A 24,663-nucleotide genomic window follows, 5' to 3' on the forward strand; every position below is an offset into this window, starting at 1 on the left:
GAAAAAACTTGCAAAGGGTCGCCGGCAATGCCCCTGCGGTGCCCGCAGGGGCAAGGGCTGTCAGCGGTTGATCTGGATTTCCACGCGACGGTTCAACGCACGCCCCTCAGCGGTTTTGTTGTCGGCCACTGGGTGGCTTTCGCCGGCACCGGTCACCGAGACAAAGTTGCTGCGAGGCACACCGGAGCTGACCAGGTAATCCGTCACCGAGTGGGCGCGTTTGTCCGAGAGCTTCTGGTTGTAGGCATCTTTACCGACGCTATCGGTATGCCCGCTGACCCGCAACTGCGCGCTTGGAGCTTCTTGTTTCAGGCGAGTGGCGATGGTGTCGAGCTTGGTTTTGTCCGCGGCCGTCAGCTTGGCGGAGTCAAACTGGAAGTGCACATCGCGAATCACGATGGTCTCTTCCTTGACCACCACCACTTCCTCAACCACGGCGGCCGGCGGTGCGGGTGGGCAACCATTGGCATCCACCTGCACGCCTTTGGGTGTGCCCGGGCACTTGTCGCGGCTGTCCGGCACACCGTCACCATCTTCGTCGCCGTCGCCATGCACCCAGCAATAGGCGCCGGCCATACCGCCGATCAATAACGCACCCGCGCCAGCATAGGCCGAGCTTTCAGTGGCGCCAATCGCGGCGCCTGTCACACCACCGACTGCTGCACAGGTGGGCCAATCGGTTTTTTGCAACCCTGCGCAACCTGTCAATACTCCGGTTAGCAGAACCAAGGGTAGAGCTGTCCGCATGATGCTCATGTGATTTCTCCTGAGGGTATCGGCGGGGGCCGACAGGTGGAGTAAAGACCGCTCTTTTCATCTGCGCCAGTACGCCACACCCCCGGTTTCATTGAGGATCGCCGCACTTGCAGGACTTTTCGCTGCCGCCCGCTCTAGGCCCGCACGCTCAGCCGCGCTAGTCTCTAGGGTTCTGATGTGAGGATCTGTGATGACCGCTGGTATTTCTTCCCGTACACCCCAGCAAGCCCTGGCCGCTTTGCTCGATTTGCACCAGCCCAAACGCTTGTTGTTGTTGGGCGCCAGCCAGTTTCCGGCGCTGGAGGCATTCCAGGTCGAGCACCCCGACACCGTCGTGGCCATCGCCCCGCCCGGGCCGTTGCCGGCAGAACTCGCGGCGCAGCGTTTTGACCTGGCGCTGGTGGTCGACTGCCTGGAGCACCTGTCAAAACCGCAAGGCCTGACCTTGCTCGGCGGCATTCGCAACCTTAATAGCAGCCGCATTGCAGTGCTGGTGGACCTGGGCGCCTGCGGCTGGAAGGACACCGACTTCTTTTCCCTGGCCCTGCAAGCCGGCGAGCGTTTCCAGCGCGACGAGCAGGTACTGACACTCTTTACCTATGATCTGCTTGACTACAAACAGGTGCCCGACTGGCTCAACGCCCGTTTCTGGGCCAACCCGGAAAATTTTGGAAAGTATTGGTGGTAACCCGATGAGTACATCCATTTGCCCCTGCGGCAGCGGCAACCTGTTGGATGCCTGCTGCGGCCACTATCACGCTGGCCACCCCGCGCCCTGCGCCACCGCGCTGATGCGTTCGCGTTACAGCGCCTATGTACTGGGCCTGGTGGACTACCTGGTGGCCACTACCTTGCCCGCGCAGCAAGCCGGCCTGGACCGCAACGCGATCAGCGCCTGGAGCGCGCAGAGCACCTGGCTGGGCCTGGAGGTGGAAAGTTCGGAAGTGTTCGGCGGCCAGCCGGAACACGCATTCGTGACCTTTACTGCGCGCTGGCATGACAGCACCGGCGAGCACAGCCACCGTGAGCAGTCTTCTTTCGTACAGAATGACGGCCGCTGGTACTTCATCGACCCAACGGTTGAGGTGAAGGCCGGGCGCAATGATGTATGTTTGTGCGGCAGCGGGCAGAAATTCAAGAAGTGCTGTTCCAGCTACCTCTAACCACCCACAGGGAAAACGCCATGCTTCGGATGTACAGCTTGATGCTGGCGTTGACCCTGAGCCTCAGCGGTTGCGCGTCGTGGTTTGAAGACGATGCGCCTACGCCCCACGTCGCTCTGGTGAAAGTCGAGGTGGTGCGGGCCAAGCTGCTGGAGCAGAAATTCAAACTGTGGTTTCGCGTGGACAACCGCGACGACGCCGACCTCACGGTGCGCGGTTTGATCTACAAGGTCAGCCTGGGCGGTTTTGTGCTCACCGAAGGCGAATCCAATGAATGGCTGACCATACCGCCACGCAGCCATGGTTTTTTTCGGGTGAAGGTGCGCACCAACCTCTGGCCGCAGATTCGTGACGTGGTGCAAATGCTCAAAAACCCGACCAAGCCCGTGCCCTATCGCCTGGAAGGCGAACTGAAAACCGGATTATTCATCGGTAATGACGTGCAGGTCGCCCACAATGGCGAGATAATCCCCGGCGATTTTATTCCGGAGCGACATCGATGACTCAGCAACCCCATGTCCATGGTCCTGACTGCAACCACGATCACGATCAGCATGATCACGGCCATGATCACGACCACGGCCATGTCCACGGCCCGAACTGCGGCCACGCTCACCAGGAGCCGGTGCGCAATGCGTTGAAGGACGTGGGTCGCAACGATCCGTGCCCGTGCGGCAGTGAGAAGAAATTCAAGAAGTGCCACGGGGCGTAAACGCTCAATACGGTCAATGTGGGAGCTGGCTTGCCTGCGATGGCGGTGGGTCAGCTGACACAGGTATAACTGTCGGACCGCTATCGCAGGCAAGCCAGCTCCCACATTTGCTCCGCATTTCAGATCAGAGCTTTCTCTGGAACTGCAACACCACCTCCAATCCCCCACCCTCGCGATTACTCAAACTCAACCGCCCCTCATGCGCCCGCGCAATCGTGTGTGCAATGCTCAGCCCTAGCCCGTAACCGCCCGTGTCGGCGTTGCGTGAGCCTTCGATGCGGTAAAACGGCTCCATCACCTGCTCCAACTGCTCCTGGGGAATCCCCGGGCCACGGTCGCTGATGACGATTTTCAAGCTGTCCGCCTGATCCTCAACCCGCACCACCACTTCTCGGCCATAGCGCACCGCATTTTCCAGCAGGTTCTGCACGCAACGCTTGAGGCTGCGCGCATAGCCCGGCAGCGGTTGCCGGGCGCGACCGACAATGGTCAGGCTTTCGCCCACATCTTCAAGGTCGGCCTGCAGGCTTTGCAGCAAGGCATTGATGTCGATGTTCTGGCGCGTCTCGTTGATTTCGCCGCTGCTGACAAAATCCAGGGTGCTGGAGACCATGTGTTCCATTTCTTCCAGGTCGCTGCGAAAACGCTCCTTGGTGCGCGTGTCTTCGAGCATCTCGGTGCGCAGGCGCAGGCGTGTGATCGGCGAGCGCAAGTCGTGGGAAATCGCCGCCAGAAAGCGCGTGCGCTCGGCGATGTTGGCGATCAGCCGTTGCTGCATCGCATTAAACGCCTGGGCCGCGCGGCGCACTTCGGTGGGGCCGTCCAAGGATAACGGCGGGCGCTGGATATCACGGCCCAGGGCTTCGGCGGCCTTGGCCAAGGCATTGAGTGGGCGGATGGCCAGGCGCACCGCCACCAGCGCAATGATCACCAGCACCAGCACGCGCAGCAAATAAATGCGCATCACATAGTCGAACAGCAAATCCAGCGGCGACGTGCTGGTCCAGCCCTGCTCCTCACTGGCGTCCACCTGCAACCAGCGCCCATCGGGCAGGCGCAGGTCAATCAGGAACTGCCCGACTACCGGCTTGGAGCTGAGCAAAGTCGAAAGCCCGGCGCTTTGCCCTTCGCCATCGACCAAGGACAGGCGCAACAACATCAGGGTTTGGGAATAACCGGTTTTCTCCGACAGCACCTGCTTGATCAGCCGCTCGGTGGGCCGGTCGCTGTCGGTCAGCGTGCTCGGCGTGTTGCTGGCCTGATCGCTTAAGGTCAGCTGAAAGTGCGGCGTATTGAGCAGCTTGATCAACTGGTCGGCCTGTTGCGGGTCGCTGTGTACCAGGCGCACCACGTCTGCCAGGCGCGTGGCGATCAGCCGTGCAGGAATTTCCAGCACCTGGCCATGCCGACGGTCGTACCAGATGCTGCTGGTCAGCGCCTGGGCCGCGAGCATGCCGCTGACCAGAATCAGCACCAACCGCCCGAACAGCGAACGCGGCAGCAGTCTCACGAGCCCAGCACCACATCATCGGCGGTGAGCATGTAACCCTCGTTGCGCACCGTTTTGATCAGCCCCGCCGGCAACTGCGAGCGCAGGCGGCTGACGCACACGTCAATGGAGCGGTCGAACGGCGTGCTGTCCTTGTCGAACACATGGTTAAGCAAAAAGTCGCGACTCAAGGGCCTGTTGGGGTGTTGCAACAGCAGGCGCAGCACGCGGTAATCCGAGTTGCCCAGGCTCACCACCACGCCCTCGGGCGTGAGCAATTGTCGCGCCCGTGTGTCGAGCTGCCAGCCGGCAAAACGAATACTCGGCGCCTCGTCCAACCGTGCGCGGTCCGGAAAGCTCTGCACCCGGCGCAGCACCACCTTGATCCGCACCAGCAATTCACGCGGGTCGAACGGCTTGGGCAGGTAGTCGTCGGCACCGATTTCCAGGCCGACGATACGGTCGATCAACGAGCCTTTGGCGGTGAGCATCACCACCGGCGTGTTGGAGCTCACGCGCAGTTCGCGGCACAGGCTCAAGCCGTCTTCGCCGGGCAGCATCAGGTCGAGCACGATCAGGTCGATCACATTCAGCGCCAGACGGCGGCGCATTTCCTTGCCGTCGGCGGCGGTGGACACTTGAAAACCGGCGTCGCTCAAGTAGTCGCAGAGCAACTGACGGATTTGCGGGTCATCATCAACGATCAGCAGGTGGTCAAGCTTGGCCATGGGCAGTCAATCCGAAAACTCAAAACGCAGGAGATAGCCGAAAGTTCATCCAGCGATACACGCAAATGTAATGGAATGTTGTGGGAAACCATAATCACGCATCAGCGATACAAAGCCAGGGCATGGCAGGCGGAATCGCTCTTTAGACTACCGAACCTAAATGAGAGTAATTGTAATTTAGACTCGGATCATCACCTATGTCATTGCCCACGCCCCAACGCCACACGCTGCACACCACCCTGGCACCGATGTTCGGTTTCCTCGCTGCCGGCAGTGTTGCGCCGACCGCCTGGGCCGATGCGCCAGCCGCCACAGCCAATGACTCGGTGGTGAGCCTGCCGCAAATCAAGGTCGACGGCCAGGAAGCTACCTCCACCTTCAAAGTCGACCGCGTGACCTCGGCCAAAATCAGCCAGCCGCTGCTCGACGCCCCGCAAAGCGTGACCATCGTGCCGCAGCAGGTGCTCAAAGAACAGAACGCGCAGACCTTGCAGGAGGTGTTGCGCAACGTGCCCGGCATCACCTTCATGTCTGGCGAAGGCAACCTGGGCTGGGGCGACCTGTTTTCGATTCGCGGGTTTTCCTCCGAGCAGAGCCTGACCGTCGACGGCGTGCGCGACGCCGGCATGTCCACACGCACCGACACCTTCAACCTGCAACAGGCCGAAGTGTTCAAGGGCACCGGCTCGATCGAGTCGGGCGTTTCCGCCGTGGGCGGCAGCGTCAACCTGGTGAGTAAAGAAGCGCACCTGGGCGATGCCAACAAGGTGTCCGCCGGGCTCGGCACCGACAGCTACCGTCGCCTCACCGCCGACATCAATAAACAGCTGACCGACACCACCGCCGTGCGCATCAACCTGATGAAGCACTACAACCAAGTGGCCGACCGCGACGACGTGGACTACGACCGCTGGGGCATCGCCACCTCGTTCGGCTTCGGCCTGGGCACCGACACGCGCTTTTTCGTCGACACCTTCTACCAGAAAGACACCAACACCCCGGACGGCGGCGTGCCGATCCAGCGCGGCACCGACGGCCACCGTATGCCCGGCGTCAAACGCTCCAACTGGTACGGCGACTCCAGCCTTTATACGCAAGAGAACGAAACCACCTCGCTGACCGCTCGCTTCGAGCATGACTTTGACTGGAACGACGCCCACCTGCGCAACCAGACCCGCTGGGAACGCAGCGACAACTTCGCTGTGCTGTCGCCAGCACGCTTCTTCGCCGCCGGTGCCAATGGCAAAAAAACCTGCACGGGCGCCCGCTGTGCGACCTTGGGCTACACCGGTGTAGGGCCAATCAGCCAAGTACCGGGCAGCACGGTGAATGCCTACACCGACTATGTAAACAACAGCAACACCGGCTACGGCATCCTGCGTGGCAGCGACTTTGGCTTGTCCAAGCGCTACACCATCCTGGATAACCAAACCGATTTCAGCTTCACGTTCAACACCGGCAGCCTGCAGCACGCCGTGGTCAGCGGCCTGGAGTTCTATCACGAGACGTATGGCGGCCTGAAACGCAACGCCGAAGTGCCGGCCGGCGACATGTTCTTCAACATGAACGACCCCAGCCACAGCTTCGCCAGCACCTACGTGACCAAAGGCGAAGGCGACCCGCGCTCGGTGATCGATAACGCCGGCATCTACGCGGGCGACACCGTCACCCTCAACGAGCAATGGCAAGTGCTCGGCTCGCTGCGCTACGACAACTGGCGCGCACAAACCAGCCAGCGCGGCCAGGCCGACATCAGCAGCACCGACGGCGCGGTGAGCGGTCGCGTCGGCGCGGTGTACAAGCCATTGCCGAACGGCAGCATCTACGTGTCCTACAGCGAGGCGGCGCAACCGTCGGCGCTGGGCGCGTCCACCAACAACCAGATCTACGGCGCGTCCACCACCAGCAACTACAGCCCGGCCAAGTCGAAAACCTACGAGGTCGGCACCAAGTGGGACATTGCCCACGACATGCTCAATGTCACGGCGGCGATCTTCCGCACCGAACTGGACAACGCCTGGGAATACCAAGACGGCGAATCCGCCCCGGTACGCGCCTTGCCCGCCAAGCGTGTGGACGGTATCGAACTCGGCCTGCAAGGCAACATCACCCCGCGCTGGACCGCCTACACCGGCTTCTCGGCGCTCAAAAGCACGCAGACCAAAGGCATCAACAAGGGCGCGGAAGCCAAGAACGTCCCCGACCTGACCGCCAACCTGTGGACCACCTACGCCGTCACCGACGCCCTGAGCCTCAGCTACGGCGAGCAATACGTGGGCCGTCGACGCTACAGCGACAACACGTATGTCGGCGGTTTGAACAACAACAGCAGCTATGCCAACGGCCCGTCCGGCGTGTATGCGATCTACACCCGCGACCACGAAAAAGCCCCGGGTTACTGGCTGAGCAACCTGGCGGCGCAATACAAGGTGAACAAGGACACCACGGTCAACCTCAACCTCAACAACGTGTTCAACAAGTTCTATTACAGCCAGGTCGGCGCGTCCCTTGACGGCTTCCAGCTCTACGGCATCCCAGGTGCCGGTCGCACGCTCACCGCCAGTGTCGATTATGAATTCTGATCGCCCCTCACCCGGAGTCCTTTCCATGTTCAAACCTCGTAACGTGCTCAAGCTCGGCGTGCTGTGCGCCGCGCTGGTCCTCGGCCACGCCGAAACGGCCGCTGCCCATGAAGTCACCGACGTGTTGGGCCGCAAGGTCGACGTCAAAGACGACGTCAAACGTGTGGTACTCGGCGAAGGCCGCTTGATTTCGGCGTTTGCCTTGCTCGACAGGGACGCGCCGTTCCAACGCATCGTCGGCTGGCAGAATGATTTGAAGCTGCTGGACCAGCACACTTACAACGCCTATGTGGCGAAGTTTCCGACGGTCAAAGACATCCCGTTGATCGGCCAGGCGTCGGAGCAGAGTGTCAGCGCTGAGGAAATTCTCTCGCTGAAACCGGATCTGGCGGTGTTCAGCATTTCGGGCCACGGCCCGACCGAACACAGCGCGGTGGCAGACGTGCTGGCCAAAGCCGGCATCCCGGTGTTGTTCGTCGACTTTCGCATCAACCCGGTGCAGGGCACTCACACCAGCATGAACGCGCTGGGCCAGGCCTTGGGCCGTGAAGCCCAGGCCAAGGCGTTCCTGGGTTTCTATGACCAGCACATCAAGGCCATCACCGACGCCGTTGCCACCTTGCCTGCCGGCCCACGCCCGAGTGTGTTCCTCGAACTGCTCGCCGGTGCCTGGCAGGCGCCTGGGCACACCACCGGCAAAAGCGGCATGGGTGAAGTGATCAAACTGGTCGGCGGGCGCAATGTCGCCGCCGGTGTGGTGCCGGGTGCTCTGGGGGATATCAGTGTTGAATACGCGCTCAAGGCCGACCCGGATGTATACGTGGCCACCGGCAATCACAAACCGGGGCTGATTCTCGGCGCTGGCGTGAGCACCGATGAAGCCCGCGAGGCATTTGATCATGTGCTGGCGCGGCCGGAGTTCGCCAACCTTCGCGCCATCCGCGAGGGCAATGCCCACGGCCTGTGGCATGACTTCTACAACTCGCCTTACAACCTGCTGGCGATTGAGGTATTGGCCAAATGGGTACACCCGGAACTGTTCGCCAAACTTGATCCGCAGGCCACCATGGAACAGATCAACCAGCAGTTCCTGGGGATGCCATTGCAGGGTGCTTATTGGATTGACGCCAAAACCAAGTAACCCCTGGCGCCCTGCACAAATGCAGTCAGTGTGGGAGCAGGCAAGCCAGCTCCCACATTTGGATTTTCGTTGTTTTCAATAGTGTGTGAGCCCCATGACCACTCAAACCCTCGACCTTGCCAGCGCCACTCACGGCTATCGCCGCTTGCTGGCCCGGCGTGCCTGGCTGTTGGCGCTGCTGGGCATCGCGCTGGTCTGCGCCATTCTGGTGGACCTGGCCAGCGGCCCGTCGGGCATGGGCCTGTTGGCGTTGCTCGACGGCATCCTGCATCCGTCGCACCTGAGCGCCACCGACCAGGTGATCATCTGGAACGTGCGCCTGCCCTACGCGCTGATGGCGGTGCTGGTGGGTTGCGCGCTGTCGCTGGCCGGGGCCGAGATGCAGGCGATCCTCAATAACCCGTTGGCCAGCCCGTTTACGCTGGGCGTGTCCTCGGCAGCGGCCTTGGGCGCTTCGTTGGTCATCGTGTTTCCGGTGACCACGTTGTGGGTGTCGGCCAACACTGCGATTTCCATCTCGGCGTTTATCTTTGCCGCCGCCTCGGTGTTTTTGCTGCAAGCCATGTCACGCCTGCGCGGTGCGGGCGTGGAAAGCCTGGTGCTATTCGGCATCGCGCTGGTGTTCAGTTGCAACGCCGTGGTGGCCTTGCTGCAACTGGTGGCCACCGAAGATGTGTTGCAACAGTTGGTGTTCTGGACCTTGGGCAGCGTGACCCGCGCGAACTGGGACAAGCTCGGCATCCTCGCCTTTGTGGTTGCCGTGGTGCTGCCGTTTTCCTTCGCCGCCGCGCCGCGCCTGACCCTGCTGCGCATGGGCGAAGATCGCGCACAAAGCTTTGGCGTGGACGTGAAGCGCCTGCGGTTTTTCTCGTTGCTGCGTATCAGCCTGCTGTCGGCCACTGCCGTGGCGTTTGTCGGCACTATCGGTTTTATCGGCTTGGTGGGGCCGCATATAGCGCGGATTCTGGTGGGTGAAGACCAGCGTTTCCTGCTGCCCGCCAGTGCGTTGACCGGCGCGTTGCTGCTGGCGCTGTCGTCGATTGCCAGCAAACTGATCATGCCCGGCGTGATTGTGCCGGTGGGCATCGTCACCGCCTTGGTAGGCGTACCGATTTTTGTGGTGTTGGTGTTCAAGCGTGGGAGGCAGTTATGAGTGCGGGGTTATCGGTACACAACGCCACTATCCGCTACGGGCGTCGGCAGATCGTGCATGACCTGAGCTTGCCGACCCTGCCCCACGGCAGCCTCACCGCCTTGATCGGCCCCAACGGCGCGGGCAAATCCACGCTGCTGCGGGCCATCGCCGGGCTGGAAAAGATGCAAGGCGTGGTAAGGCTGGGTGACCTCGATCTGTCAGCCATGTCGGTGGCCGAGCGTGCGCGACGCGTGACTTACATGCCGCAAAACCTGCCGCCGGGCCTGAGCCTCAGCGTGATGGAAAGCGTGATCGCGGCGCTGCGTGTGGCCAATGTGGACGGCATTCCACTGTCCAGCGAAGCCTGCCTGCGCGAAGCCTTCGAAGCGTTGCAGCGTATCGGCATAGCGCATTTGGCCGATCAACTGTTAAGCACCTTGTCTGGCGGCCAGCGCCAATTGGTCAGCCTTGCGCAGCTGATTGCGCGGCGCCCGCAAGTAATGCTGCTCGACGAACCCACCAGCGCCCTGGACCTCAATTACCAATTGAAAGTCATGGACTGCGTGCGCGCGCTGGTGCGCGAACACAACTTGATCGCCGTGGTGGTGCTGCACGACATCAACCTGGCTGCACGTTTCGCCGACCATATTGCCGTGCTGCGCCAGGGCCGGTTATACGCCAGCGGCGTGGCAGATGAAGTGCTCGACCCGGTGTTGTTTGCCGAGGTCTATGGCGTACAGGTGCGCATTGAGCGTTGCTCGCAGCAGTCATTGCAGGTGTTGGTCGATGGGGCGGTGTGATGTGCTTCTAAGGTTAGACGTAAATATTTGATTGAATTATTGCCCCTTGATCATCACCTATAGAGACAGGCATTCGCTCATTTGGAGAGCTTCATGATCGACCTGTACTACTGGACCACCCCCAACGGTCACAAAGTATCGCTGTTCCTGGAAGAAGCCGGTCTGCCCTACACGGTGCACCCGATCAACATCGGCCAGGGCGACCAGTTCAAGCCGGACTTCTTGAAGATCGCTCCCAACAACCGCATCCCGGCCATCGTCGATCACAGCCCGACCGACGGCGGCGCGCCGATTTCGCTGTTCGAATCCGGCGCGATCCTGCTGTACCTCGCGGAAAAAACCGGCCAATTCATTCCAAAAGACCTGCGTGGCCGCCAGGAAGCGCTGCAGTGGCTGTTCTGGCAAATGGGCGGGCTGGGGCCGATGGCGGGTCAGAATCATCACTTCAGCCAGTTCGCACCGGAAAAGATTCCTTACGCGATCAAGCGCTACGTCGACGAAACCGCGCGCCTGTACGGCGTGTTGGAGCGACGCCTGGCGGATCGCGCGTTCGTGGCGGGCGAGGACTACAGCATCGCCGACATGGCCATCTACCCGTGGATTGTTTCCCACAAGTGGCAGAGCCAGCGTCTGGAGGATTTCCCCCACGTGCAGCGTTGGTTCAACAGCATCAAGGAACGGCCAGCGACGGTTCGGGCGTATGAACTGGTGCAGAAAGTGAATCCGCCAAAATCCTGATCGGCTGAAGATCGTTCCCACGCTCCGCGTGGGAATGCCGCCCCGGACGCTCCGCGTCCCCCCCCTAAAAGCGTGACGCAGAGCGTCACAAAATGCATTCCAACGCAGAGCGTGGGAACGATCCTGCTTGCGTCGTTTCGCCGCGCTCACTAACGTAGCGCCTTTAATGACGCTACCCCCCGCAGGAGCTTTGCCATGGCCTCGCCAGCCCTCTCACACTTTATCCCCCGGTTCGGCGTTGCCGCGGCAGTGGCCAGTGCTTTAAGCCTGGCCGGTTGCCAGCTCCAGAACACCCAGGACACCGTGCCGCCGGTGGCCGGTGTGCAACCGATCAAAGGCCTGGCACAGAATGTGTCGGTGCGCCGCAATGCCCAGGGCATGCCGTTGATCGAAAGCAACACCTTCCATGACGCGCTGTTCAGCCTCGGTTATGTACACGCCAGCGACCGCATCACGCAGATGGTCACTTTGCGCCTGCTGGCTCAAGGCCGCCTGGCGGAGATGTCCGGGCCGCAAGTGCTGGATGTCGACCGCTTCATGCGCGCGGTCAACCTGAAAAAAAGCGCCGGTGAGCTGTACAACGCTTCGTCGCCGCGCCTCAAGCGCTTCTTTGAAGTGTATACCCGAGGCGTCAACGCCTACTTGTTCCGCTACCGCGACAAGCTGCCGCCGGACCTGGCCCAGACCGGCTACAAGCCCGAGTACTGGAAGCCGGAAGATTCGGCGCTGCTGTTCTGCCTGCTGAATTTCAGCGAGTCGAGCAACTTGCAGGAAGAACTCTCGTCGCTGGTGCTGGCGCAGAAAGTCGGGGCCGATAAGCTCGCCTGGCTGACGCCGAGTGCGCCGGACGAGCCGATCCCGATGGATGAAGCCGACAAGCTCAAGGGCCTGAACCTCGGTCAGATCACCGGCCTTGCGGGGCTCGAAAGCATCGGCCAGCAGTTGAACAGCCTCAATGCGTTGGCGGTTACCACCTCCAACAACTGGGCCATCGGCCCGCAACGCAGCCGCAGTGGCAAAAGCCTGCTGGCCAGCGACCTGACAGCCCAGCCACAAGCGCCGTCGCCGTGGAACTACGTGCAGATCCGTGCGCCGAAATACCAGGCGGTCGGCGTCTCGATTGCCGGTTTGCCGACCCTGCTGTCCGGCTTCAACGGCAAAGTGGCGTGGAGCATGAGTGCGGTCAAAGGCGACACCCAGGACTTGTTCCTGGAGAAGGTCAAACGCCAAGGCAGCGCGTTGTACTACGAGAACAACGGCAAATGGCTACCGGCCGCCGTGCGTAACGAAACCTACTTCGCCAAGGGCCAGCGGCCGATTCGCGAAGTGGTGTACGAAACCCGCCACGGCGCCCTGCTCAACAGCAGCCAGGCGCTCACCACCGGGTTCGGCCTGGCCCTGCAAACCGCCGACCTCAAGGACGACAAGAGCCTGGACGCGTTCTTCGACCTGTCCCGCGCCCAAAGCGCCGGCAAGGCTTCGGACGCGACCCGGGAAGTCCGTGCCATCGCCCTCAACATGATCTTTGCCGACGCCAGCAGCATTGGCTGGCAAGTCACCGGCCGCTTCCCCAACCGCCGCGAAGGCGAAGGCTTGCTGCCCTCGCCGGGCTGGGACGCGCGCTTTGACTGGGACGGCTATGCCGACGCGATGCTGCACCCTTACGATCAAGACCCGGCCCAAGGCTGGATCGGCACGGCCAACCAGCGCACCGCGCCACGCGGTTATGGCATGCAGTTGTCCAACTCCTGGGACGCCCCGGAGCGCAGCGAGCGCCTGGCGCAACTGGCCAACGCCGGCAAGCATGACAGCCGCAGCATGATCGCCATGCAGTACGACCAGACCACCACGTTCGCCGCCAAGCTCAAGACCATGTTCCAGGCGCCGGGTATGGCCCAGCCACTGAAACAGGCAATCGATGCGCTGCCGGCAGCCGAAGCCGTGAAGGCCCGCGAAGCACTCAATCGCTTGATGGCGTTTGATGGACGCCTGGCACCGACCTCCGCCGACGCCGCGATCTATGAGCTGTTCCTGCAGGAAAGCACCAAACAGATCTTCCTCGACGAACTCGGCCCGGAAACCAGCGCCAGCTGGAAAGCCTTTGTCAGCAACGCCAACCTGTCCTACTCCGCCAACGCCGATCACCTGCTGGGCCGTGAAGACAGCCCCTTCTGGGACGACGTGCGCACCGCGCAAAAAGAAGACAAACCGGCGATCCTCGCCCGCAGCCTTGCCGCCGCCATCACCGCTGGCGACAGCCAATTGGGTGGCGATCACAAGGCCTGGCAGTGGGGCAAACTGCACACCACCACCTGGAAAAACACCAATGGCCAGGTGATCCGCGGCCCGTTTGCCAGTGGCGGCGACCACAACACCCTGAACCCGGCGCCGTACAGCTGGGGGCAGGATTTTGTCACCACCCAAGTGCCGGCGCTGCGCATGATCGTCGACTTCAGCCAAGTCGAACCGATGATGGGTCAGGGTGGCATCGGCCAATCCGGCAACCCGGCCAGCCCGAATTATGCGAATGGCGTCGATGCGTCGCTCAAGGCGCAATACCTGAGCTTCCCGATGCAGCCGCAGAACTTTGACAAGGTGTATGGAAAAACCCGCTTGACCCTCACACCCGGCAAGTAATCCGGTTCTCGCTGAAGGAACCGGATCACAATGTGGGAGCTGGCTTGCCTGCGATGAGGCCGTATCAGTCACTGATCAAGTGGCTGATGCACCGCCATCGCAGGCAAGCCAGCTCCCACATTTGGATTGCATGCATTCAAATAGAACTTCTGCGTTGCGCTTTGCCTCCTAACTGATAAGCCCACTGCCCCGGCACGCCCATGGACCTTGTCATCGCCCGCCCCGAAGGCCTCTATTGTACTGCGGGAGATTTCTACATCGACCCTTGGCGCCCGGTGGACCGCGCCGTCATCACCCACGCCCACGGCGACCACGCCCGCACCGGCAACCAGCATTACCTGGCCGCCGCTCCCGGCGAAGGTATCCTGCGTTCGCGACTGGGCCAGGACATCAACCTGCAAACCCTGGCCTACGGCGAAAAACTCCTCCATCACGGCGTCACCCTGAGTTTCCACCCTGCCGGGCATGTACTCGGTTCCGCGCAGGTGCGCCTGGAATACCAAGGCGAAGTCTGGGTAGCCTCCGGCGACTACAAAGTCGAACCCGACGGTACCTGTGCGCCCTTTGAGCCGGTGCGTTGCCACACCTTCATCACCGAATCCACCTTCGGCCTGCCGATTTACCGCTGGCAGCCCCAGGCGCAGATTTTTGCCGGGATCAATGACTGGTGGCAGGCCAATATCGCGGTCGGCAAGGCCAGCGTGTTGTTCTGTTACTCCTTTGGCAAAGCCCAGCGCATCCTGCATGGCATCGACGCCAGCATCGGCCCGATCCTCAGCCATGGCGCGGTGGAGCCGCTGAACCGCGTGTACCGCGAGGCCGGCATTTATATCCCCGAAACCCTGTATGCCGGTGACTTCAAAAAGACTGACCCATTGCTGCGCCAGGCACTGATCATTGCGCCGCCGTCCGCCGGTGGCAGCAGTTGGATCAAGCGCTTCGGCGACTACAGCGACGCCTTCGCCAGCGGCTGGATGCGCCTGCGTGGCACGCGCCGGCGGCGCGGTGTGGACCGAGGCTTTGTGCTCTCGGACCACGCCGATTGGCCCGGATTGCTATGGGCCATCGAACAGACCGGCGCCGAACGAGTGATGGTCACCCATGGTTCTGTCGGCGTTTTGGTGCGTCATCTGCGCGAAAAGGGCCTGGACGCCCAGGGCTTCACCACCGAATACGGCGATGACGAAGAAGAGGCCACGGCATGAAAGCCTTCGCCGAGCTGTACGCCAACCTTGACGCCACCACCTCCAGCAACGCCAAGCTGGCGGCTTTGCAAGCCTACTTCCGTCAGGCTCCACCCGAAGATGCGGCCTGGGCGGTGTATTTCCTCTCCGGCGGCCGGCCTCGGCAATTGGTGCCAAGCCGTTTACTGCGCGATATGGCCACCGAAGCGTCAGGCATAGAAGCTTGGTTATTCGAAGAGAGTTACCAGTCGGTGGGCGACCTGGCCGAGACCATTTCACTGTTGTTGCCCGAATCCTCCTACACCTCGGAGGACGGGTTGGCGGTGTGGCTGGAAGACAAGTTGCTGCCGCTGCGTGGCTTGCCACCGCTGGAATTGGCCGAACGCCTGCCCGCGTTGTGGGCGCAGTTGGATCAACCGAGCCTGATGGTGTGCATCAAATTGATCACCGGCAGTTTTCGTGTCGGCGTGTCCAAACTGCTGGTCACCCGCGCCCTCGCCGCCATGGCCGACCTGGACAGCAAACGTGTGGCACAACGGTTGGTGGGCTACACCGACCTTTCCAATCGCCCTACGGCCGAAGGCTACCTCAAGCTGATCGCCGCCGAATCGTCTGACGAGCATGCGCAACGCGGCGGGCAGCCGTATCCGTTTTTTCTGGCCCATGGGCTGGCGCAACCGGTGGAGCAGTTCGACACCCTGCTCGGCGCGCCCGCCGACTGGCAGGTGGAATGGAAGTGGGATGGCATTCGCGCGCAGCTGGTCAAGCGCGAGGGGCGGTTGTGGGTCTGGTCGCGCGGTGAAGAGCTGGTCACCGAGCGCTTCCCCGAACTGCACAACTTGGTCAGCGGCCTGCCGGATGGCACGGTGATCGATGGCGAAATCGTGGTGTGGAAGGACGCGGTGCAACCCTTCGCCCTACTGCAACAGCGCATTGGCCGTAAAACCTTGAGCAAAAAAATCCTCGACGATGCGCCAGTGGCTGTCCTCGCCTACGACTTGCTGGAATATCAGGGCGACGACTGGCGCAATCACACCCAGGCCGAGCGCCGCGCCCAGCTTGAGCAGGTGATTGCGCAGTGCGACCAGCCCGTGCTGTTGCCGTCACCGTTGCTGACAGGCGCGAGCTGGAAGGACCTGGCTGAGCAACGCGAAGATTCTCGCCGCCTGGGCGTGGAAGGCATGATGCTAAAAGCCCGCGACGGCTTGTACGGCGTGGGCCGCACCAAGGACATGGGCGTCTGGTGGAAGTGGAAGGTCGACCCGTTCAGCGTTGATGCGGTGTTGATCTACGCCCAGCGCGGCCATGGCCGGCGCGCCAGTTTGTATAGCGATTACACCTTCGCAGTATGGGACGGCCCGCCCGGCTCTGAGCGCACGCTGGTGCCCTTCGCCAAGGCTTATTCAGGGCTGACGGACGAAGAAATGCGCAAGGTCGACGCCATTGTGCGCAAGACCACAGTGGAGAAGTTCGGCCCGGTCAGCAGTGTGACGCCGAGCATGGTGTTTGAGCTGGGGTTTGAGGGGATTGCGCTGTCGAAGCGGCATAAGAGCGGGATTGCGGTGCGGTTTCCCAGAATGCTGCGGTGGCGGCAGGACAAGACAGTTGAGGAAGCCGACAACCTCGGGACCTTGCAGGACTTGTTGACCTGACATAACCCCCCTGTGGGAGCGGGCTTGCTCGCGAAGGCGGTGGGTCAGCCAACTCACCTGTCACTGACCCACCGCATTCGCGAGCAAGCCCGCTCCCACACTTTGATTTTCATTTGCTTCAAAATGGTGCGCTGAATTTTCCATGCCCATTTTCGGGCATCTCCTACACTCCCATCGCCCTTATCCCACCTTTTAAAACAATCATTCGGAACTATGGTGCAGAAATTGCTACTTGTGATCCGTCTGACACCGCTCAGTAACAGTCCTAATCGCGCCACAAGCGCTTATCTTGGTTTTTAGGGATTACATAATGAAAAAAGCATTGCTGACCCTTTCTGCACTGGCTCTGTGCATGGCTGCTGGTACCGCGCTGGCCAAGGAATACAAGGAATTGCGTTTTGGTGTCGATCCTTCCTACGCGCCATTCGAGTCCAAGGCGGCCGACGGCAGCCTGGTAGGCTTCGATATCGACCTGGGCAATGCGATCTGTGCCGAGCTGAAAGTGAAGTGCAAGTGGGTTGAAAGCGACTTCGACGGCATGATTCCAGGCCTGAACGCCAACAAGTTCGACGGCGTGATTTCCTCGATGACTGTGACCGAAGCCCGTGAAAAGGCGATCGATTTCTCCAACGAGCTGTTCTCCGGCCCGACCTCCCTGGTGTTCAAAAAGGGCGCGAACTACTCCACGCCTGAGTCCCTCAAGGGCAAATCGGTTGGCTACGAGCAAGGCACCATCCAGGAAGCCTACGCCAAGGCCGTGCTGGACAAAGCCGGTGTGACCACCAAGGCCTACGCCAACCAGGACCAGGTGTATGCCGACCTGACCTCGGGCCGCCTGGACGCTTCCGTGCAGGACATGCTGCAAGCCGAACTGGGCTTTTTGAAGTCGCCGGCCGGCGCTGACTACGAAGTCAGCAAGGCCATCGACGACCCACTGCTGCCATCGAAAACTGCGGTCGGTATCAAAAAAGGTAACAAAGACCTCAAGGCTCTGCTCGATAAAGGTATCAAAGCGTTACACGATGATGGCACCTACGCCACCATCCAGAAGAAACACTTCGGCGACCTGAACCTCTACAGCGGTAAATAACACCCCGGCGCCCACCGGTTTGCGGTGGGCGCTTTTTTATCGCCATTAGGTCCTGAATTCATGTTTGAAGATCTTTTGCAAACCCTGGGGCTGGGTGCCTTCAGCTTGAAGGGGTTCGGCCCGCTGTTGCTGCAAGGTACGTGGATGACCGTGAAACTGTCGGTCGCCTCCCTGGCCGTCAGTGTCCTGCTGGGCCTGCTCGGCGCCAGCGCCAAACTGTCCAGCGTCAGCCTGATTCGCATCCCCGCCCAGCTCTACACCACCTTGATTCGCGGCGTGCCCGACCTGGTGCTGATGCTGCTGATTTTCTACAGCCTGCAAATCTGGCTGACCGGTTTTACCGACTTTATGGAATGGGACTACATCGAAATCGACCCATTCAGCGCCGGGGTCATCACCCTGGGCTTCATCTATGGTGCCTACTTCACCGAGACCTTTCGCGGCGCGATCCTCGCCGTACCACGTGGCCAGCTCGAAGCGGCGACCGCCTACGGGCTCACGCGCGGGCAGCGGTTTCGCTTCGTGACCTTCCCGCAGATGATGCGCTTTGCCTTGCCGGGCATCGGCAACAACTGGATGGTGATGCTCAAGGCCACCGCGCTGGTGTCGATCATCGGTCTGGCGGACCTGGTCAAGGCCGCGCAGGATGCGGGCAAGAGCACCTATCAACTGTTCTATTTCCTGGTGCTCGCCGCGTTGATCTACCTGCTGATCACCAGCGCATCCAACGTTGTCCTGCGCTGGCTTGAGCGCCGCTACTCCGCTGGGTCCCGGGAGGCCGTGCGATGATCGAACTTATCCAGCAATACTGGCGGCCCTTCCTTTATAGCGACGGCCAGCACATCACCGGGCTGGCGATGACCATGTGGCTGCTCAGCGCGGCGCTGGTGATCGGCTTTCTAGTCTCGATCCCGCTGTCCATCGCCCGCGTTTCGCGCAAACGCTCCATACGCTGGCCGGTGCAGTTCTACACCTACCTGTTTCGTGGCACGCCGCTGTATATCCAACTGCTGATTTGCTACACCGGCATCTACAGCATTGCCGCCGTAAGGGCGCAGCCGGTGCTGGATGCGTTCTTTCGCGATGCGATGAACTGCACCATTCTGGCTTTCGCACTCAACACTTGTGCGTACACCACGGAAATTTTCGCCGGTGCGATCCGCAGCATGGCCCACGGCGAAGTCGAAGCGGCCAAGGCTTACGGCCTCAGTGGTTGGAAGCTGTATGCCTACGTGATCATGCCCTCGGCCCTACGCCGCTCGCTGCCCTACTACAGCAACGAAGTAATCCTGATGCTGCATTCGACCACGGTGGCGTTTACCGCGACGGTGCCGGACATTCTCAAGGTAGCGCGGGACGCCAACTCAGCCACCTACATGACCTTTCAATCATTCGGCATCGCCGCGCTGATCTACCTGACCGTGACCTTCGCGCTGGTCGGGCTGTTTCGTCTGGCGGAGCGCCGCTGGCTGGCCTTTCTCGGGCCGAGCCACTAAGGAGTCGCGATGCGTCATCAGGTACATGATCTGCTCGCGCCGGTGCCCGGCACGGCGCGGCAGGTTCACAGTTTCCACTTCGGCCCGGAACAGGCTGAGGGCAAGGTTTACATCCAGTCATCACTGCATGCCGATGAGCTGCCGGGCATGCTGGTGGCCTGGCACCTGAAGCTGCGCCTGGCAGAGCTGGCAGCGGCCGGGCGCCTGCGCAGCGAGATCGTGCTGGTGCCCATCGCCAATCCGGTGGGGCTTGAGCAGGTGTTGATGGACATTCCGCTGGGCCGTTACGAGCTGGAAAGCGGGCAGAACTTCAACCGCCTGTTTGTCGATCTCAGTGAGGCAGTCGGCAATCAGGTCGAAGACCTGCTGGGGGATGATCCCACGCACAACGTCGAGCTTATTCGCGACGCCCTGAGCCTGGCCCTCGCGGCGCAAACGCCTGCTACCCAGCTGCAATCCCAGCGCCTGGTGCTGCAACGCCTGGCCTGCGATGCCGACATGGTGCTGGACCTGCATTGCGACTTCGAAGCCGTTGCGCACCTGTACACCACGCCCGAGGCTTGGCCGCAGGTGGAGCCGCTGGCGCGCTATATCGGCTCGGAAGCCAACTTGCTGGCGACCGACTCCGGCGGGCAGTCGTTCGACGAATGTTTCACCCTGGTGTGGTGGCAGTTGCAGCAGCGTTTCGGTGAGCGCTTCCCGATCCCGATGGGCAGTTTTTCGGTGACCGTCGAACTGCGCGGCCAAGGCGACGTCAACCACGGCCTGGCGGCGCTGGATTGCCAGGCGATCATCGATTACCTGACTCACTTCGGTGCAATTACCGGTGACGCGCCGCCACTGCCTGAACTGCCCTACCTGGCCACGCCGCTGGCGGGCGTGGAACCGGTGGCCACGCCCGTCGGTGGCTTGCTGGTGTTCCGCGCCCTGCCCGGTGAATACCTGGAAGCCGGGCAACTGATCGCCGACATCATCGACCCCATTACTGACAGCGTAACGCCTGTGCACTGCAAACATGCCGGCCTGCTTTACGCCCGTTCGCTGCGGCGCATGGCCACTGCCGGCATGGTGATCAGCCATGTTGCAGGCACGCAAGCCTACCGCAGCGGCTACCTACTTTCGCCTTGAGGATGCACGCCCCATGTACAAATTGACCGTTGAAGGCCTGCATAAAAGCTATGGCGACAATGAAGTGCTCAAAGGTGTTTCGCTCAAGGCTAAGACCGGTGACGTGATCAGCCTGATCGGCGCCAGTGGCTCGGGCAAAAGTACCTTTTTGCGCTGCATCAACTTTCTGGAAACCCCCAACGACGGCGCCATGACCCTCGATGGTCAGCAGATCCGCATGGTCAGCGACCGCTACGGCATGCGCGTGGCCGACGATGCCGAACTGCAACGCCTGCGCACCCGGCTGGCGATGGTGTTCCAGCACTTCAACCTGTGGAGCCATATGAGCGTGCTGGAAAACATCACCATGGCGCCACGCCGGGTGCTGGGCTGCAGCAAGAAGGACGCCGAAGACCGTGCCCGTCGCTACCTGGATAAGGTCGGGTTGCCAGCGCGTGTGGCCGATCAATACCCGGCGTTCCTTTCCGGCGGCCAACAGCAGCGGGTGGCCATCGCCCGTGCCCTGGCCATGGAGCCGGAGGTGATGCTGTTTGACGAACCCACCTCGGCCCTCGACCCGGAGCTGGTCGGCGAAGTGTTGAAGGTGATCCAGGGCCTGGCCGAGGAAGGCCGCACCATGATCATGGTCACCCACGAGATGAGCTTTGCGCGCAAGGTGTCGAACCAGGTGCTGTTCCTGCACAAGGGCCTGGTGGAAGAGCAAGGCACCCCCGAGGATGTGTTGGGCAACCCGAAGAGCGAGCGCCTGCAGCAATTTCTGAGCGGTAACTTGAAGTAAACCTTTGCGACGCCTGGAGGGTCTCTGACTTAGAGCCTCCAGAGCGTCAGCCGCCGAATGGCAAAACCCCTCGACTTCGCCAAAAAATGGTTTGCCGCCAAAGGCTGGAAGCCGTTCGCCTTTCAAAAAGCCGTGTGGACGGCGGTTAAAGACGGCCAGTCAGGCCTGCTGCACGCCAGTACCGGCGCGGGTAAAACCTATGCGCTGTGGTTTGCCGCCCTCAACCGCTTCGCCGTCACTCGCCCGCCTGCCACCGGTAAACGCAAAGCGCCCGCTGAGCCACTGACGGTGCTGTGGATCACACCGATGCGCGCCTTGGCCGCCGACACAACGCGCGCCCTGCAAGCACCGCTTGAGGCGCTGCAGATTCCCTGGAGTGTCGGCCTGCGCACCGGCGACACCAGCAGCAGCGAACGCGCGCGCCAGACCCGGCGTCAGCCCACCGCGCTGGTGACCACCCCGGAAAGCCTGACGCTGATGCTCGCGCGTGCCGACAGCGAGACCAGCCTGGCGCACCTGCGCATGGTGATCGTGGATGAGTGGCATGAACTGATCGGCAACAAGCGTGGCGTGCAACTGCAACTGGCGTTGGCGCGCTTGCGGCGTTGGCATCCGGACCTGATGGTGTGGGGGATTTCCGCGACCTTGGGCAATCAGTCCCACGCCCTTGAGGTTCTGGTCCCACAAGGCGGAGGGATCAATGTGCAGGGGCAAACGGCAAAAGAACTGAAGGTCGACACCTTGTTGCCGCCGACCACCGAGCGATTTCCCTGGGCCGGGCATATCGGTTTGAAGATGTTGCCGCAAGTGGTGGCCGAAGTGGACGCCAGCAGCAGTTGCCTGGTGTTTACCAATACGCGCGCGCAGTCGGAGATCTGGTACCAGGCGTTGCTGGAAGTGCGCCCGGATTGGGCCGGCGTGATTGCCCTGCACCATGGCTCGCTGTCGCGTGAAACACGCGACTGGGTGGAGCGGGCCTTGAAAGACGGCAAGCTCAAGGCCGTGGTGTGTACCTCGAGCCTGGACCTGGGTGTGGATTTCCTACCGGTGGAGCGGGTGCTGCAAATCGGCTCGGCCAAAGGCGTGGCGCGCTTGATGCAACGCGCCGGGCGCTCCGGTCACGCGCCAGGCAGGCCATCACGGGTGACGTTGGTGCCGACCCATAGCCTGGAATTGGTGGAAGCCGCCGCTGCCCAAGACGCAATAACGCAGCGGCGCATCGAGGCTCGCGAATCGCCCTACAAGCCTTTGGATGTGCTCGTACAACACCTGGTGAGCATGGCCCTGGGCGGTGGTTTTACCCCGGATGCACTGTTGACGGAGGTGCGTGAGGCCTGGGCTTATCGTGACCTTACTGACGCCGATTGGGCCTGGGCGCTGGGGTTTGTGCGCCATGGCGGCCTGTCGTTGACGGCCTATCCGGATTACCGCCGAGTGGAGCCCGATGAGCATGGCGTGTGGCGCGTGCCGGATGCACGCCTGGCGCGACGCCATCGCATGAGCGTGGGCACTATTGTCAGCGACGCGAGTATCCAGTTGAAATTCTGGAGCAAGGGCGGCGGGGGCAAGACGCTGGGCAGCGTCGAGGAAGGCTTTATCGCCCGGCTCAAACCCGGAGACGGCTTTCTGTTCGCCGGGCGGCTATTGGAGTTAGTGCGAGTGGAGAACATGACGGCGTATGTACGCCGCAGCACCGCTAAAAAGGCCGCCGTGCCGCGTTGGAATGGTGGGCGCATGCCGCTTTCCAATGAGTTGGCCCAGGCGGTGGTCGAGCGTTTCGACGCCGCGGCGCACGGGCACTTCGATGGCCCCGAAATGCGTGCGGTGCAACCGCTGCTGCAGACTCAGTTGCGTTGGTCTGGCCTGCCGACACGTGCGCATTTGCTGGCTGAAACCCTGAAATCGCGCGAAGGCTGGCACCTGTTTCTCTACCCGTTCGCCGGGCGCCAGGTGCATCTGGGGCTGGCGAGCTTGCTGGCGTGGCGGGTCAGCCAAAGCCAGCCGGTGACCTTTTCGATTGCGGTGAATGATTACGGGCTGGAACTGCTGAGCGCTACGCCGGTGGACTGGCCGGTTGTGTTGAATCAAGCGCTGCTGAGCCCGACGAACTTACTGCTGGACGTGGCGGCCAGCTTGAATGCCGGTGAGCTGGCGCTGCGGCGCTTTCGCGAAATCGCACGTATCGCCGGGCTGGTGTTTGCCGGTTACCCCGGCGCGCCGAAAAGCACGCGGCAAGTGCAAGCTTCCAGCGGTTTATTCTTCGAGGTATTCAAGCAATACGATCCGCAGAACCTTTTGCTGACCCAGGCCGGGGAAGAAGTCCTGCGTGATGAGTTGGATATTCGTCGGTTGGAAGAGACATTGCGTCATCTGACGGCGCTGAAACTGGACCTGCATGTGATCGAACGGCCGACGCCGCTGGCGTTTCCACTGCTGGTTGAGCGAATGCGCGAGAGCATGAGTTCGGAGAAGCTGTCCGAGCGCATCGCACGCATGGTCAAGGACTTGGAAAAAGTCGCGGATAACGGGAAACGCTGATGCATTATTTGCTGACGCTCGAGGGTGAGGCGTTGTGGCTGCTGGCGGAAAAGGCAATTTACTGGCCCGCCCGTCAGTGCCTGTTGATCGCCGATGCGCATTTCGGCAAGGCCTCGGCGTATCGCAGCCTCGGGCAGCCGGTGCCGCAGGGCACCACTAGCGAAAACCTGCAGCGCCTGGACCGCCTGTTGTCGACCCTGCCGTGCGCGCAGGTGATCTTTCTCGGCGACTTCCTGCACGGCCCGGGCTCGCACGCCAGCGGCACCCTCAGCGCCTTGAGAGCCTGGCGCGAGCGCAATCACGCACTGAAACTGACCTTGATTCGCGGCAATCACGATAAACGCGCTGGCGACCCGCCTGCCGACTTGAGGATTGAAGTGGTGGCCGAGCCGCTATTGATGGGGCCGTTCGCGTTGCAGCATGAGCCGGATGCCCACCCCAGCCATCATGTGCTGGCCGGGCATGTGCATCCTGTGTATCGGTTGCGCGGCAAAGGTCGGCAGAGTTTGCGTTTGCCGTGCTTCCAGATCGGCTCGAAGATCAGCTTGCTGCCGGCGTTCGGAGCTTTTACCGGCGGTTACTCCGTAGAGAAAAGCGACGATCGGCGAATATTTGTGATCGGCGATCAGGACGTATGGCCGGTGTGCTAAACGTACAACAAACGCTAAGCACTGCGGCCTGATAACGAGTCGCCAGTGTGTAGATGTACGCGGTCGAACTGTGGGAGCTGGCTTGCCTGCGATGGCGGTTTGTCGGTGTGTATATCCGTTGCTGCGGTCACGGCTACTTAGGGTTCCGCCCTGACGGCGGGTCACTTTTGCAAGGACGCAAAAGTAACCAAAAGGTCCTCGCCCCACCACTCGGCACCTCGCTCTGGCTCGGTGTGCCCTCACTCCGGCTTGAATCCGTGGGCCGC

22 protein-coding genes are annotated in these 24,663 nt (G+C 61.6%); 19 read left to right on the top strand and 3 right to left on the bottom strand.

The genetic code is table 11. The annotated features are described in order from the left end of the window. Window positions 1-60 precede the first annotated feature (60 nt). Entirely contained in the window at window positions 61-756 is a 696-nt protein-coding gene (locus K0H48_RS29205; protein WP_219337712.1) for an OmpA family protein, read from the bottom strand. Window positions 757-946: 190 nt separating this feature from the next. Here K0H48_RS29205 and K0H48_RS29210 point away from each other — a divergent pair, with 190 nt between their 5' ends. From K0H48_RS29210 to K0H48_RS29225, 4 genes are read left to right on the top strand one after another with little or no spacing between them, the layout of a single operon-like run. Beyond that, complete coding sequence (locus tag K0H48_RS29210) at window positions 947-1,444, top strand: DUF6231 family protein (protein ID WP_219337713.1); 498 nt, start codon at window positions 947-949, stop codon at window positions 1,442-1,444. 4 nt (window positions 1,445-1,448) lie between these two features. Beyond that, on the top strand, window positions 1,449-1,919 hold the full coding sequence (locus K0H48_RS29215; protein ID WP_056857503.1) for a YchJ family protein: 471 nt from the start codon (window positions 1,449-1,451) through the stop codon (window positions 1,917-1,919). A 20-nt stretch (window positions 1,920-1,939) separates the two neighbouring features. Beyond that, entirely contained in the window at window positions 1,940-2,422 is a 483-nt protein-coding gene (locus K0H48_RS29220) for an LEA type 2 family protein (RefSeq protein ID WP_219337714.1), read from the top strand. Further along, the gene (locus K0H48_RS29225; RefSeq protein ID WP_017137184.1) at window positions 2,419-2,631 is read left to right on the top strand and encodes an SEC-C metal-binding domain-containing protein; all 213 of its coding nucleotides are present in this window, start codon (window positions 2,419-2,421) and stop codon (window positions 2,629-2,631) included. The genes K0H48_RS29220 and K0H48_RS29225 overlap by 4 nt, the downstream gene beginning before the upstream one ends. A gap of 124 nt (window positions 2,632-2,755) precedes the next feature. On the opposite strand, the gene K0H48_RS29230 is transcribed toward K0H48_RS29225, so the two are convergent. Both K0H48_RS29230 and K0H48_RS29235 read right to left on the bottom strand, forming a co-directional pair. Further along, on the bottom strand, window positions 2,756-4,141 hold the full coding sequence (locus K0H48_RS29230; protein ID WP_219337715.1) for an ATP-binding protein: 1,386 nt from the start codon (window positions 4,139-4,141) through the stop codon (window positions 2,756-2,758). Then, window positions 4,138-4,848 (bottom strand): response regulator, encoded by a 711-nt coding sequence (locus tag K0H48_RS29235; protein ID WP_219337716.1) that lies wholly within the window; start codon window positions 4,846-4,848, stop codon window positions 4,138-4,140. The genes K0H48_RS29230 and K0H48_RS29235 overlap by 4 nt, the downstream gene beginning before the upstream one ends. Window positions 4,849-5,045: 197 nt before the next feature. On the opposite strand from K0H48_RS29235, the gene K0H48_RS29240 reads away from it, so the two are divergent. The 15 genes from K0H48_RS29240 to pdeM all read left to right on the top strand — a co-directional run bounded on the left by K0H48_RS29240 (window position 5,046) and on the right by pdeM (window position 24,397). After that, complete coding sequence (locus K0H48_RS29240) at window positions 5,046-7,430, top strand: TonB-dependent siderophore receptor (RefSeq protein ID WP_219337717.1); 2,385 nt, start codon at window positions 5,046-5,048, stop codon at window positions 7,428-7,430. A 25-nt stretch (window positions 7,431-7,455) separates the two neighbouring features. Next, on the top strand, window positions 7,456-8,571 hold the full coding sequence (locus tag K0H48_RS29245) for an ABC transporter substrate-binding protein (RefSeq protein ID WP_219337718.1): 1,116 nt from the start codon (window positions 7,456-7,458) through the stop codon (window positions 8,569-8,571). Window positions 8,572-8,665: 94 nt separating this feature from the next. Continuing rightward, window positions 8,666-9,724, top strand: a complete 1,059-nt coding sequence (locus tag K0H48_RS29250; protein ID WP_017137179.1) for an iron ABC transporter permease — start codon at window positions 8,666-8,668, stop codon at window positions 9,722-9,724. Next, complete coding sequence (locus K0H48_RS29255) at window positions 9,721-10,506, top strand: ABC transporter ATP-binding protein (RefSeq protein ID WP_219337719.1); 786 nt, start codon at window positions 9,721-9,723, stop codon at window positions 10,504-10,506. Before K0H48_RS29250 ends, K0H48_RS29255 begins: the two co-directional genes overlap by 4 nt. Before the next feature lie 93 nt (window positions 10,507-10,599). Continuing rightward, on the top strand, window positions 10,600-11,244 hold the full coding sequence (locus tag K0H48_RS29260; RefSeq protein ID WP_219337720.1) for a glutathione binding-like protein: 645 nt from the start codon (window positions 10,600-10,602) through the stop codon (window positions 11,242-11,244). 195 nt (window positions 11,245-11,439) lie between these two features. Beyond that, entirely contained in the window at window positions 11,440-13,881 is a 2,442-nt protein-coding gene (locus K0H48_RS29265; protein ID WP_219337721.1) for a penicillin acylase family protein, read from the top strand. Between the two features lie 200 nt (window positions 13,882-14,081). Next, window positions 14,082-15,086 (top strand): ligase-associated DNA damage response exonuclease, encoded by a 1,005-nt coding sequence (locus K0H48_RS29270; RefSeq protein ID WP_219337722.1) that lies wholly within the window; start codon window positions 14,082-14,084, stop codon window positions 15,084-15,086. After that, window positions 15,083-16,717, top strand: coding sequence for an ATP-dependent DNA ligase (locus K0H48_RS29275; protein WP_219337723.1), 1,635 nt, complete (start codon window positions 15,083-15,085; stop codon window positions 16,715-16,717). Before K0H48_RS29270 ends, K0H48_RS29275 begins: the two co-directional genes overlap by 4 nt. Before the next feature lie 310 nt (window positions 16,718-17,027). After that, window positions 17,028-17,807 (top strand): transporter substrate-binding domain-containing protein, encoded by a 780-nt coding sequence (locus K0H48_RS29280; RefSeq protein WP_138816434.1) that lies wholly within the window; start codon window positions 17,028-17,030, stop codon window positions 17,805-17,807. A gap of 60 nt (window positions 17,808-17,867) precedes the next feature. Continuing rightward, window positions 17,868-18,596 (top strand): ABC transporter permease, encoded by a 729-nt coding sequence (locus K0H48_RS29285; RefSeq protein WP_219337724.1) that lies wholly within the window; start codon window positions 17,868-17,870, stop codon window positions 18,594-18,596. Further along, a complete protein-coding gene (locus tag K0H48_RS29290; RefSeq protein ID WP_017137171.1) occupies window positions 18,593-19,303 on the top strand; it encodes an ABC transporter permease in 711 nt (236 codons plus the stop codon). The genes K0H48_RS29285 and K0H48_RS29290 overlap by 4 nt, the downstream gene beginning before the upstream one ends. A gap of 9 nt (window positions 19,304-19,312) precedes the next feature. After that, window positions 19,313-20,431: a succinylglutamate desuccinylase/aspartoacylase family protein gene (locus K0H48_RS29295; protein WP_219337725.1), complete on the top strand. Its 1,119-nt coding sequence runs from the start codon at window positions 19,313-19,315 to the stop codon at window positions 20,429-20,431. A 13-nt stretch (window positions 20,432-20,444) separates the two neighbouring features. Beyond that, window positions 20,445-21,209: an ABC transporter ATP-binding protein gene (locus tag K0H48_RS29300; protein ID WP_219337726.1), complete on the top strand. Its 765-nt coding sequence runs from the start codon at window positions 20,445-20,447 to the stop codon at window positions 21,207-21,209. A gap of 57 nt (window positions 21,210-21,266) precedes the next feature. Next, the gene (locus K0H48_RS29305) at window positions 21,267-23,747 is read left to right on the top strand and encodes a ligase-associated DNA damage response DEXH box helicase (protein WP_219337727.1); all 2,481 of its coding nucleotides are present in this window, start codon (window positions 21,267-21,269) and stop codon (window positions 23,745-23,747) included. Beyond that, window positions 23,747-24,397: a ligase-associated DNA damage response endonuclease PdeM gene (gene pdeM / locus K0H48_RS29310; RefSeq protein WP_219337728.1), complete on the top strand. Its 651-nt coding sequence runs from the start codon at window positions 23,747-23,749 to the stop codon at window positions 24,395-24,397. Before K0H48_RS29305 ends, pdeM begins: the two co-directional genes overlap by 1 nt. Window positions 24,398-24,663 lie beyond the last annotated feature (266 nt).

The sequence above is a fragment of the Pseudomonas sp. Xaverov 259 genome, from assembly GCF_019352915.1.
Lineage (GTDB): Bacteria > Pseudomonadota > Gammaproteobacteria > Pseudomonadales > Pseudomonadaceae > Aquipseudomonas.